Here is an 11,987-nt window from a genome sequence, read left to right as displayed (position 1 = left end):
CGACGCGCTCCTGCGTTTCCAGTGCGAAATCAGCGTGGTCGAGCAGGGGAACGTGCCCAAATGCCAGCTGGGCGTCAAGTAAGGTGATAAGTGCCATGCAATTCCGATTAAGGCCCGAATTATCCTTTGCAGCGCTTCATCGGGCGGCAGAAAGGCAAACAGCGCCTAAAAGGCGCTGTTTGCATGCAGAGGCGATTAGTAGCTCAGATTCAGTTGCAAGATAGAGGTCGTGCCACTGGTTTCGTTTCCGAGAATCAACAGCGGCTTGCCATTGGGCGACTTGGCAGCCGGGATGAAGTGGACACCCTCGGGGCCGCGGTCCCCGGTGGGTGCTGCCCCGGCGGCTGTGCCGCGGTTGTTGAAGTAGGTCACGAAGCTTGGAGCCGTCGGGGTGGTGACGTCATAGACCATCACGCCGCCAATGCGCTCAAGGCCGATAAACGCGAAGTGTTTTGCGCCAATCTTGCCAACCGTAACGCCCTCGGGCTCAGGGCCTTTGGTTGCGCTGCGGGCATCCATGGAGTTGGTTTCGTGGCTCGAATTGAAGATGTCCAGCGAGAGGGTGCGCTGTTCAAACTGATCGCCCGAGTCAAAGACCCGAACCACGTCTTTGTTCCAGATGGTGAAGGAGCGTGCGCCAAAGCTGTAAAGCTCATTGCACTGGCCTGCGGCATTTTTGCCCGTTGTGCCGCCACCAAAAGGTGTGGCCGTGATGCGCAAGCGGCCAAGGTTCGAGTCCAGAATCAGGTTGGTAGCGTCGGAAAACACCGCAGGGTCCAGACCGTTTGCGCAGTGTTGCCGTACCCGGGTTTCGTCGGTGTAGCCGGGCCAGTCGGCGCGGGCTTCGCCTTCATTGGCGGTAATGAAATACGTTTGTCCGCCCACCTCATAGGCGGCAATGCCGTCAGGCTGATACATGCCTTTGACCGGATAGTTGGCGATTTTTTTTGCGGGCGTGCCGTTGTTGGTGTTGACGCCGCCGTCTTTATCGCTGGCATCTAGTCCCATGCCGGGCAGGCTGTGGTCTTTTGTTCCGAGGGACTTGATGGATGTCACCTTGGCAGAAGCCAGATCCACGATGGCAATGGCGTTGTTTTCCTGCAGCGTGACGAAGGCTGTCTTGCTGTCGGGCGCCACGGCGACGTATTCCGGCTCCAGGTCTTGAGCAGCATTTGCGCCAGGCCCGAAGATGCGAATGCCTTGCGCGCGCAGGCTGGTCTCTTGGCCTATGTAGGCCTTGAAGTCGGCGGTTGCCACGGAAGGATTGCGTCCGCCGTTCACAGTGATCACGCTGACCGAGCCTTCAGGGTCGATGGACACAGAGGGCGTCTTAGATGGAGGAATGGGCGCGTTGTTGTAGCTATTGGGTTCACCTTCGTTGGCGGTGACCACATACTTGCCGTCGGGGCTGAAGGTCAACATGTCGGGCTGGGCGCTCACATTGACGGCACTCAACTGGGACAGTGTTTGAGCATCGTAGAAGACGACCTTTCCCGGCGAGGTCTTGGGATCCGCCTCAAGTGCTACGGCAATGAGGCCATCGAAGGTGGCGACGCTATTGAAAACGCCACCGCCTAACGTGTCTGTAGCAATGGTTTTGATTGCGACGGGGCTGGCCGGATTGCGAAGGTCCATTACATCCAAGGAGCCGTTGGTGCCGTTCACCACGAATAGCCGTTTGGTCTTGCTGTCATATGCGGTGATCTCCGATGCGCCAAGCGCGCCGCTTCCGAAGCCACCAATCTTGGTGAGGGTGATGCCGACAGGTGTTGGTTCACTGGCACCGTTGAAAGCGCAACCGGCTGAAATCGCAGCCGCCACAAGGGTCAGGGCCAGAATGGATAACTTCTTCATCTTCACTCCTAAAAAACCCAGAGTAAAAGAGATGGAAGTGACGGCTACATGAAAACAGCCGCCAACTCGAGAGGGATTTCTCCGCGACTCAGCGGCTGCTGGGGAGGCTGAACATCGTCTTCATTTTTGATATCGCTTGATCCCAAGCATGCAAGCACTCAAACATCACGCTACTGCAACATCGAACCTCGCAGCCTCAGCTTGCGCCTGGCGGATGGCCTGCGCGGCAATGTCCAGAGCGCGCAGGCGCAGGGTGGGGTCGTAGATGTCGCAGACGAGCAAAAGTTCGTTGGCCTGGGTGGCAGAGCCCATAGCCTGCAGGCCGGAGCGCACGGTGTCGGGCCCGCCGATAACCGCTTCGCCCAGGAAGTCTTGGATGGCAGCGCGGGCGTCGGGCGGGCACTGTTGCAAAAACCGGTCGACCGGTGGCGGCAGCCCCTTGCGCTGGCCGGTCAAAAAGCCGAGCACCCGCTGGTACAGGCTGCTGGCCAGCAGCTCGGCCTCTTCATCGGTGCGCGCGGCCACCAGAGGCACGCCCACCATCACGTAGGGCCGTGGCCACTCGGCCGAGGGCTGGTACAGGCTGCGGTACATCGCCAGCGCCTGGTGCAGGTAGCGCGGCGCAAAGTGCGAGGCAAATGCATAGGGAAGCCCCATGTGGGCCGCCAGCTGTGCCGAATAGAGGCTGGAGCCCAGCAACCAGATGGGCACTTGGGTTCCCGCGCCGGGCAGGGCCACCAGCTTTTGCCCGGGCCGTGTTGGCCCCAGCAGCGCCTGCAGCTCCGCCACATCGCGGGGGAAGTCTTCTTCGTGTTCGGTGTGGTTGCGGCGCAGCGCCCGCATGGTGGCCTGGTCGGTGCCGGGCGCGCGGCCCAGGCCCAGGTCGATCCGGCCGGGGTAGAGCTCCGCCAGCGTGCCGAAGGCTTCAGCCACCACCAGCGGCGCGTGGTTGGGCAGCATGATGCCGCCCGAGCCCACACGAATCGATTGGGTGCCGCCCGCCACATGCCCCACCAGCACCGCGGTGGCGGAGCTGGCGATGCCGGGCATGTTGTGGTGCTCCGCCAGCCAGTAGCGCACAAAGCCGAGCGACTCGGCGTGCTGCGCTGTTCTCAAGGCGCATTGCAGGGCTTCCCCCACTGTCCCTCCCTCCCGTACGGAGACGAGGTCGAGCATGGAAAGCCGGGTCATGCTCAGCGGCTGCTCGGGAAGCTGAACACCGTGCCTTCGCGCACGCCGGCCGAGGGCCAGCGCTGGGTGATGGTTTTGCGCTTGGTGTAGAAGCGCACCGCGTCAGGGCCGTAGGCGTGCAGGTCGCCGAACAGCGAACGCTTCCAGCCGCCAAACGAGTGGTAGGCCACCGGCACCGGCAGGGGCACGTTCACGCCGACCATGCCGACCAGGATGTTGTCGGTGAAGTAGCGGGCGGCTTCGCCGTCGCGGGTGAAGATGCAGGTGCCGTTGCCGTATTCGTGGGCGTCGATCAGGTCCATCGCTTCTTGCAGAGTCTTCACGCGCACCACGCCGAGCACGGGGCCAAAGATTTCTTCCTGGTAAATCACCATGCCGGGCTTGACGTTGTCAAACAGGCAGGCGCCGAGGTAGTAGCCGTCTTCATGGCCTTCGATCTTCAGGCCGCGTCCATCCACCACCAGCGTGGCGCCTTCTTTGACGCCCTGGTCCACATAGCCCTTGACCTTCTCAAAGTGCGGCTTGGTAACCAGCGGGCCCATGTCAATGCCCGGGGCGGTGCCGGGGCCGACCTTCATCTTGGCGATTTCAGTCTTCAGGCCTTCAATGACGGCGTCCGCAGTGGCATCACCCACGGCGACAACCAACGGGATGGCCATGCAGCGCTCGCCGCAGGAGCCGTAGGCCGCGCCCATCAGGGCGTTCACCGCGTTGGGCACGTCGGCGTCGGGCATGACCACGGCGTGGTTCTTGGCGCCGCCCAGGGCCTGTACGCGCTTGCCGTGTGCGCAGCCGGTGCTGTAGATGTATTCGGCAATCGGGGTGGAGCCCACAAAGCTCACTGCTTTGACGCGCGGGTCGGTCAGCAGGGTGTCCACGGCTTCCTTGTCGCCGTTGACCACGTTGAGTACGCCCGGTGGCAGGCCGGCTTCCAGCGCCAGCTCGGCAATGCGCAGGGTGCTGGTGGGGTCGCGCTCGGAGGGCTTCAGGATGAAGGTGTTACCGCAGGACACGGCCATGGGCCACATCCACAAGGGCACCATGGCGGGGAAGTTAAACGGGGTGATGCCGGCGGTCACGCCCAGCGCCTGGAACTCGGACCAGCTGTCAATCGCGGGGCCCACATTCTTGCTGTGCTCGCCCTTGAGCAGCTCGGGCGCGTAGGAAGCGTACTCGACGTTTTCAATGCCGCGTTGCAGCTCGCCCAACGCGTCCGACAGCACCTTGCCGTGCTCGGCGGTGATCATGGCGCAGATTTCGTCGGCGTGTTTTTCCAGCAGCACCTTGAGGTTGCTCATCACGCGGGCACGCTTGAGCGGCGGGGTGTTGCGCCAGGCGGGGAAGGCGGCCTGCGCGTTGGCAATGGCTTCTTCGACGGTGGTCTTGGAGGCCAGAAGCACGCGTTTTTCAGCGCGGCCGGTGGCGGGGTTGAACACGTCTTGCGCGCGCTCGCCGGTGGTGATGATCTTGCCGCCAATCAGGTGGCCGACGGTAGGGAGTTGGGACATGGTGCTTCTCTAGTTGCCGCAAAAACGCAGCCGGCGTACTTGCCGGTGCGCCGGCTGCTATGAAAAATACAGTGTAGTCGAGGGGGCGCGCTTCAGGCGGTCTCGTGGATGGCCTCACCCAGCGCGCTGACCAAGAGGTCAATCTCGGCCTCGGTGCTGATGAAGGGAGGCGCCAGCGCAATACAGTCGCCGGCGTAGCGCACGTAAAAGCCCTTGTCGAGGCAGCGCATGGCCACCTCATAGGGCCGTTTGGCCGGCTCCCCGGGCACCGCCGCCAGCGTGAAACCGGCAGACAGTCCCAGGTTGCGGATATCGGTGATGTGCTTGGTGCCGCGCAGTCCGTGCACGGCCTTTTCAAAGTAGGGCGCAAGTGCTGCCACGCGGTCGATCATGTTTTCCTTGACCAGAACATCCAGCGCCGCAATGCCGGCCGCGCAGGGCACCGGGTGGGCCGAGTAGGTGTAGCCGTGGGGGAATTCGAGCATGTACTCGGGGCCGCCCTGTGCCATGAAGGTGTCGTAAATCTCTTTCTTGGCTACCACCACGCCCAGCGGCTGCGCGCCGTTGGTGATTTGCTTGGCCGCGTTCAGGATGTCGGGTGTCACGCCGAAATAGCCGGCGCCGGTGTACGCGCCCAGGCGGCCGAAGCCGGTGATGACCTCATCGAAAATCAGCAGGATGTTGTGCGCGGTGCAAATCTCGCGCAGGCGCTGCAAGTAGCCCACCGGCGGCACCACAATGCCGGCCGAGCCGGACATGGGCTCCACAATCAGGGCGGCAATGTTGGACGCGTCGTGCAGGTTGATGATGCGCAGCAGCTCGTCGGCCATCTCTGCGCCTTTCTCCGGCAGGCCCATGCTGAAGGCGTTGCTGGCCAGCTGGGTGTGGGCCAGGTGATCGGCCTCAATGCCCTGGCCGAAGGTCTTGCGGTTGGCCGGCAGGCCGCCCACCGAGATGCCGCCGAAGTTGACGCCGTGGTAGCCCTTTTCGCGGCCGATGAGGCGGGTTTTGCTGCCCATGCCCTTGGCGCGCCAGTAGGCGCGGGCCATTTTGAGCGCGGTGTCGGCCGACTCGGAGCCTGAGCCGGTGTAGAACACATGGTCCAGGCCCGTGGGCATGAGATCCACAATCTTGTTGGCCAGCTCAAACGAGAGCGGGTGGCCGAACTGGAACGCGGGCGAAAAGTCCAGCGTGGCAATCTGCTTGCTCACCGCGGCGGTGATTTCCGGGCGGCCATGGCCCAGGCCGGCGCACCACAGGCCCGAGAGGCCGTCAAAAATCTTCTTGCCGTTGGAGTCGGTGTAGTAGGCGCCCTGGGCGCTGACCATCATGCGGGGCTTGGCCTTGAAGTTGCGGTTGCCGGTGAAGGCCATCCAGTGCGACTCCATCCACTCGCTGGTCATCGGGAAGGTCGAGGTGCTGGTCACCGCTTCGGCGGTGGCGGGGGCCTGGGTGTCATTGAGCTTCATCGCGGTCTCCTTGTAAGGTGAGGTGATGGCCCATTGTGGGCGCCTCTGTTACTCTCGCCAATCACCAAATATCAAACCTTACTTCGCAAACTATGAAAGTAAATGCGCCACCGCAGACCAAGGCCCATGCCGTATTGGGCCAGATCAGCGACATGGACCTGCGGCTGCTGCGCGTGTTCAAGGCGGTGGTGGACTGCGGCGGCATGGCAGCTGCCGAGCTCGAGCTCAACATCGGCACCTCCACCGTAAGCCGCCACGTCAAAGACCTCGAAACCCGCCTCGGCCTGACCCTGTGCCGCCGCGGCCGCGCAGGCTTTGCGCTCACCGCCGAGGGCGAAAAAATCTACGCCCACACCGCCGCCCTGCTGGCCGCGACCGACGCCTTTCGCAGCAGCGTGGACGACATCCACCAGCGCATGGGCGGGCAGTTGCAGGTGGCGGTGTTCGACAAAACCGCCAGCAACCCCGCCAGCCATATTGCAGAAGCCATCGCTCACTTTCACCACGATGCCCCCGATGTCGAGCTGAACCTGCATGTGGCAACCCTCACCGCCATCGAGCGCGGTGTGCTGGACGGGCAGTTCCATGTGGGCATCATCCCCGGCCACCGCACCTCGGACGTGCTGGACTACACCCCCCTGTTTGACGAACACATGTTGCTGTACTGCGGCCAGCAGCATCCCTTGTGGGGCGCCGACCACCGCGCGCTGGACTGGGACACCCTGGCCCACCACGCCTTTGCCGGGCTGGGCTACCACTCGCCCAACATGGCGCTCAGCCAGCGCCTGCGCCTCTCCCGCAGCGCGACCGGATTTGACCAAGAGTCGATTGCCACGCTCATCCTCAGCGGGCAGTTTTTGGGATTCTTGCCCGACCACTACGCCGAGAGCTTTGTACGCCGCGGGCTGATGCAGGCGGTGCGGCCCGATTTGCTGCAATACAGCTGCGAGTTCCTGGCCATCATCCGCAAATCGCCCCAGCCCAGCCGCGCCACCCGGGCGTTTCAGGCTTGCCTGGCGAATGCCCACGCGGCTTAGCGGGTTCATGCGGTTTAACGCGCCCCCGGCTTGACGATCACCCTGCCACGCGGGTTCGGGCGTCCGGTATGCCGGCCCAGCCTCAGGCGGGTGCGCCGTAAAACCGGAAGTCCAGCTCCGGCCTGTCCCCGTGCATCAGCGCGGCCAGCGCCTTGCCCGAGCCGGCGGCGTGGGTCCAGCCCAGCGTGCCATGTCCGGCGTTCACCCAGATGCCGCGAACCGGGCTCTGGCCGATGTAGGGGATGTTGGTGGGTGTGGCCGGGCGCAGACCGCACCAGTAGCGGGGGCTTCCGCCCCGGTCTTCGCTGCGGGTGTCGCACACGCCGGGCAATACTTCTTCCACCCGCCGGGTGAGCATCTCGCAGCGCGCGCGGGCCAACGGCGTATTCAGCTGCAGGTCGTAGCCGCCAATCTCAATCGTGCCGGCCACCCGCAGCTCGTCGCCCAGGCGGCTCAGCGCAATCTTGCGGGCGTCGTCGATGGCCGAAACCACCGGCGCCCGATCCGGATGCAGGATTTTGAGCGTGGCGCTGTAGCCCTTGCCGGGGTAGATGGGCAGATCGACCCCCACGCTGCGCAACAGCGGCGCGCTGTAGGAGCCGCAGGCCACCACCACATGGTCGGCTTGTAGTGTGCGGGTGACCGGGGGCATGCCCGAGACTGTGTTTTTGGAGGTCTTTTGGCCCTGCGCGCCCGTCGATATTGCGCCAACAGCTACTGATTTCATAGCACCTTGCCCCGCCGAGAGCTGCAGCACTTGGTGTCCATACAACATTTCCGCGCCCCGGGCTGCGCAGCGATCGGCCAGCGCCTGGGTGAATACGCGGCAGTCGCCCGACTCGTCGCTGGGCGTGAACGTGCCGCCGACAATTCGGTGGGCAAACGAGCGGTAGGCGGGCTCCAGCTCCAAAAACTCGTCGCGGCTGACCACCTGACGGTTCACCCCGAAGCGGCGCATCAGCCCGGCGGCGGCGCCTGCCGCGTCCAGCGACTGCTGGTCGCAGTAATAGTGCGCAATGCCGCGCTCCAGCCGGTGGTATGCAATGCCGGTGGCGGCCACCATCTCTTTCAGTGCGGCATGGCTGTAGGCGCCCAGCGCCACGAGCTGCTGCACATTGCGCTCAAATGCGGCGTCGTTGCACTGCGCCAGAAACTGCAGCGCCCAGCGGTACTGGTGCAGCCCCTCGCCCCACGGCGCTTGCGGCCGGAAGAGCAGCGGCGCTTCTTTGCTCAACATCCACTTCAGGGCTTTGAGCGGCGCGGCCCGGTTGGCCCAGGGCTCGCAGTAGCTCACCGAGATTTGGGCGCCGTTGGCAAAGCTGGTTTCCAGCGCCGCAGCGTCCTGCCGCTCGACCACAGTGACCTCGTGCCCGCGCTCGAGCAGGTGCCACGCGGTGCATATGCCGATGGTGCCGGCGCCCAGGATGATGACTTTCATGGCCAAAGTGTGGGGCAAACCCAGAGAAAGTCAAAGCCCGTACTCCGCGGTCACAAAAAAGCCTGTGTGCCTACATTCGGACACGGACGGCTAAAATTCGGCTATGACCGATTCAAATGCCCTTGTCAGCGCCGCGCTTGCCGCCACGGCTGCGCCCGCCAAGGTGTCCTTCAAGAAGCAGATGCTGCAGGCCCGCGAGGACGCCATCATCCGCGCGGTGAACCTGCTGCTGGCCGAAAAAGGCTTCGAGGCGATGACGGTGGACGAGGTGGCTGCCAACGTCGGCATTGCCAAAGCCAGCCTGTACAAACACTTCCCCAGCAAAGAAGATTTGGCCGCGGCCGCGATGGCGCACCTCATGGGGCAGGCGCGGGCGTTTCTGGACTCGTTGCCCGGCGACATGCCGTCCCTGCAGCGCCTGCGCGCGGTGGTGCACTGGACCATGGCCCTGAAGCTGGCCGGTGAAATGCCCTCGCTGCCCAGCCAGAACAGCACCCTGCGCGCTACGCTGGTCAAGCACACCGACTACATGGACGGCCTGATGGACGTGAGCGACCGGCTGGGCGAGTGGATTGAAGCGGCGCAGGCGCAAGGGCTGATCAACCCCGCGCTGCCGGCGATTGCGGTGCTCTACACCCTATATGCCCGCGCCTGCGATCCGGTGCTGGAGTTCCTGCGCATGAGCGGGCAGCACAGCGACGCAGAGATCATCGAACTGGTGCTCGGCACCTGCTTTGACGGGCTCAACAGCCGATAAACCGCCCCCCGCACCAGCTGCCCGGCTTGCCGTACCTGCAGCCCGGCCTTAGCGCACCAGCAGCACCGGAGTTTTGCAGTGGGCCAGCACCTGGGTGGCCACCGAGCCCATCACCAGGTTGCCCAAGGCGCTGTGGCCGTGCGAGCCCATCACCAGCAAATCAAACTTGCCGGCCTCGGCCCGTTTACCGATCAGCTCGCCGGCCGGCCCCATTTTCCATTCCAGCTCAGCCGCAATGCCGTGGCGCCTGAGGAACTTGTCCACCGGTGCGAGCACCTTGCCGGATTCTTCCCGGTAGTAGTCCTCCACCACGCTCTTGCCCAGTGCCGCCCGCGCCCGCGCCGGCAGCGAAGGCTCGGCGTGGAACACCGTGTAGTCGTTGTCAGGCGCCAGCAGGGCCTCGTGGGTGCTGAGGTAAGCGAGCATCTTTTTGCTGTAACTGCTTCCGTCTACGGCGAGCAAAATTTTCATGGCGGTCTCCGTTGGTGAGCCTTCAGTCTAGGCACGCCCCTGGGCGCCGGCTTGATCCAGGTCAAGCTTTTGCTACAAACTCAGGAGCTGCCTGCGCATAGTTCACGGGCGCCCGGGCCTACTTCGACCAATAAATGAGGCTGGTAGGCGGCCTGCTCGTTCTTGCGCGCGTAGCCCAGCGGGTTGGCCACCACCCGGCAGCGCCCCAGGCGGTAGTCGCTGGCCGAGTGCAGGTGTCCGTGCAGCCAGAGGTCGGCCTGCGCCAGCAGCGCGTCCAGCCCGTTGCAGAAGCCTGCCGTGCCGGGTACCAAGCCGTAGCGCGGGTCGGCGCTGTGCAGGCTGGGCGCAAAGTGGGTCACCACCACGGTCGGGCCGTCGTGGGGCTGCGCTAGCGCGGCTCGCAGCCAGTCCTGGCAGCGCAGGGCCTGTTCGCGCAGGCCGTCGGCCAGCCACGGCGCGCCGTGGCGGGTGGTGAGCGTTTTCTTGAGGTAGTAATTAGCCGCCCGAAAGGCCTTGTCGCGCGCCTTGAGCTGCTTTGCTGCGGGCTCCCGGGCGGCCAGAGCGTCAAAGTCGGTCCACAGCGTGGTGCCCACAAAGCGCACCCCGCCAAGCTCCACGCTTTCGCGCTCCAGCCAGGTAATGCCCAGCCGCTCGCAGCAGGCCCGCAGGCGGGCATGGGCGGTGTCAAAGTCCAGCGTGTCGTACTCGTGGTTGCCCGGCACAAACAGCACCGGTACCGGCCAGCCCCCCAGCGGGGAAAAGCGTTCCAGCCCGAAGTCGTCTCCGCCCAACTGTGAGCCGGCCTGATACGACCCGATATCGCCGGCCAGCACCAGCACATCGGCGCCTGGCAGGGGGTTGGCCTGCCAGTCGGGGTGCGCTTCCAGGTGCAGGTCGGAGAGCAGCTGAATCTTCATGTCGGGAACACATTGCGCCCCAGCGCGGCGACCTGCTTGCGCAGCCAGGCATGGCCGCTGGCGCCATCGAGCCGCTGATGCCACAGCGCATCCACCTGAATCGGCGCCACAGTAAACGGCAGCTCGCGAATTACCAGCTGCCCGGCAAAGCCGGTCACGTTCACAAAATGGCGCGGCAGCACCGTCAGCAGGTCGGACTGCACGACCACCTTGCCGGCGGTAAAAAACTGATTCACCGTGAGCACTACCCGACGCTTGCGCTGCAGACCCTGCAGCGCCTCGTCAATAAACCCGTAGGCCCGCCCGGAAAAACTCACCAGCAGGTGGTTTGCCTCGCAAAAGCGGTCGATGGTCAGGTCTCCCTGCGCCAGCGGATGATCCCCGCGCATGACGCACACATAGTCGCTCACAAACAGCCGGTGGTGCAAAAAGGTGGGCGGTGCGCCGGCCTGAGCCCGCGCGGTCAGGTCGGCCAGCACCGCCGGGAAGTGGCCGATGGCAAGGTCGGCGCCACCTTCGTCCAAAACCCGCCGCGGGTCGCGCGTGGTGAGCGGCACCACCCTCAGCGACACGCCCGGAGCCTCTTCTGCCAGCACGCGCACCAGCCCCGGCATCAGCTCGGCGGCCGTGGCGTCGGCCAGGGTCAACACAAATGTGTCGCGGGCCTGCGCGGGCTCAAACACCGTGGGCAACAGCGAGCCTTGCAGGGTTTGCAGGGCCTCGCGCACCGCCGGCCACAGTTCCTGGCCGCGTGCGGTGGGCTCCAGCGTGCGGCCGCGGCGCACCAGCAGCTCGTCGCCCAACGTCTCGCGCAACCGGCGCAAAGCATTGCTCACCGCCGGCTGGGTCAGCCGCAGCTCGGCGGCGGCCCGTGTCAGGCTGCGCTCGGCCATGACGGCGTCAAACACCTTGAGCAGGTTCAGGTCGAAGGTACGGAGTTGGACGCGAGGTGCGGGCATGGCTCATTATCAATGTCGTGAATGGATGTCATTACCAACATAAAGTTGAATAGCGCTAGGGTAAACCCTATTATTCGCCCATTGGCTTTCTCAGAGCCACCGATCTTCCGCTTTTCAAGGAGTCCACCATGAGCCAAATTATCCGCAACCCGTATGTCGGCGCCTCTGCCGCACCGGCCCGCAAACCCGCTGCCCGCGCCGAGAAGATCGAAGCATCACGCACCTTGTCCGGCATGTTGCTGGCGGCGGTTCTGGCGGCATTGCTGGTGGTCGCAGAGCAGCTGATTGACACATGGGCCGACGGCCACATGCTCGCGGCCTGGGTTGCGCTGTGGACGGTTACCTTCGCCAGCCTGGCTCTGCTGGCGTCGCCTTTGCGCAAGTTC

The 11,987-nt window shown here is 64.4% G+C and carries 10 protein-coding genes and 1 pseudogene; 3 read left to right on the top strand and 8 right to left on the bottom strand.

Annotated elements, in window-relative coordinates:
* Positions 1 to 195: 195 nt before the first annotated feature.
* The 4 genes from Q0O05_RS08930 to Q0O05_RS08915 all read right to left on the bottom strand — a co-directional run bounded on the left by Q0O05_RS08930 (position 196) and on the right by Q0O05_RS08915 (position 5,956).
* A complete protein-coding gene (locus tag Q0O05_RS08930; protein WP_293662231.1) occupies positions 196 to 1,854 on the bottom strand; it encodes a choice-of-anchor I family protein in 1,659 nt (552 codons plus the stop codon).
* Positions 1,855 to 2,019: 165 nt separating this feature from the next.
* Positions 2,020 to 3,045 (bottom strand): LLM class flavin-dependent oxidoreductase, encoded by a 1,026-nt coding sequence (locus Q0O05_RS08925; RefSeq protein WP_293662229.1) that lies wholly within the window; start codon positions 3,043 to 3,045, stop codon positions 2,020 to 2,022.
* 2 nt (positions 3,046 to 3,047) lie between these two features.
* Positions 3,048 to 4,553, bottom strand: coding sequence for a CoA-acylating methylmalonate-semialdehyde dehydrogenase (locus Q0O05_RS08920; protein WP_293662227.1), 1,506 nt, complete (start codon positions 4,551 to 4,553; stop codon positions 3,048 to 3,050).
* Positions 4,554 to 4,645: 92 nt separating this feature from the next.
* Positions 4,646 to 5,956, bottom strand: a complete 1,311-nt coding sequence (locus Q0O05_RS08915; RefSeq protein WP_293662234.1) for an aspartate aminotransferase family protein — start codon at positions 5,954 to 5,956, stop codon at positions 4,646 to 4,648.
* Positions 5,957 to 6,114: 158 nt separating this feature from the next.
* Between Q0O05_RS08915 and Q0O05_RS08910 the strand changes: the two genes are divergently transcribed.
* Positions 6,115 to 7,059 (top strand): LysR family transcriptional regulator, encoded by a 945-nt coding sequence (locus Q0O05_RS08910; RefSeq protein WP_293662226.1) that lies wholly within the window; start codon positions 6,115 to 6,117, stop codon positions 7,057 to 7,059.
* 82 nt (positions 7,060 to 7,141) lie between these two features.
* Here the strand turns inward: Q0O05_RS08910 and Q0O05_RS08905 are convergent, their stop codons facing one another.
* Positions 7,142 to 8,497, bottom strand: coding sequence for a D-amino acid dehydrogenase (locus tag Q0O05_RS08905; RefSeq protein WP_293662224.1), 1,356 nt, complete (start codon positions 8,495 to 8,497; stop codon positions 7,142 to 7,144).
* 181 nt (positions 8,498 to 8,678) lie between these two features.
* Between Q0O05_RS08905 and Q0O05_RS08900 the strand changes: the two genes are divergently transcribed.
* Positions 8,679 to 9,254: a TetR/AcrR family transcriptional regulator gene (locus Q0O05_RS08900; protein ID WP_293662232.1), complete on the top strand. Its 576-nt coding sequence runs from the start codon at positions 8,679 to 8,681 to the stop codon at positions 9,252 to 9,254.
* Between the two features lie 48 nt (positions 9,255 to 9,302).
* Here the strand turns inward: Q0O05_RS08900 and Q0O05_RS08895 are convergent, their stop codons facing one another.
* From Q0O05_RS08895 to Q0O05_RS08885, 3 genes are all read right to left on the bottom strand, one after another.
* A complete protein-coding gene (locus Q0O05_RS08895) occupies positions 9,303 to 9,725 on the bottom strand; it encodes a universal stress protein (protein ID WP_293662222.1) in 423 nt (140 codons plus the stop codon).
* A gap of 80 nt (positions 9,726 to 9,805) precedes the next feature.
* On the bottom strand, positions 9,806 to 10,642 hold the full coding sequence (locus Q0O05_RS08890) for a metallophosphoesterase (RefSeq protein WP_293662220.1): 837 nt from the start codon (positions 10,640 to 10,642) through the stop codon (positions 9,806 to 9,808).
* Positions 10,639 to 11,601, bottom strand: coding sequence for a LysR family transcriptional regulator (locus Q0O05_RS08885; RefSeq protein WP_293662219.1), 963 nt, complete (start codon positions 11,599 to 11,601; stop codon positions 10,639 to 10,641). The genes Q0O05_RS08890 and Q0O05_RS08885 overlap by 4 nt, the downstream gene beginning before the upstream one ends.
* A 128-nt stretch (positions 11,602 to 11,729) precedes the next feature.
* On the opposite strand from Q0O05_RS08885, the pseudogene Q0O05_RS08880 reads away from it, so the two are divergent.
* Positions 11,730 to 11,987: pseudogene (locus Q0O05_RS08880) on the top strand (hypothetical protein); the annotation flags it as partial.

Origin of the sequence: Rhodoferax sp. OV413 (assembly GCF_945881795.1) — a bacterium.
Taxonomy (GTDB): Bacteria; Pseudomonadota; Gammaproteobacteria; order Burkholderiales; family Burkholderiaceae_C; genus Allorhodoferax.
Note: the sequence above shows the minus strand (reverse complement) of the source record. Positions and strands in the feature narration are given on the sequence as shown.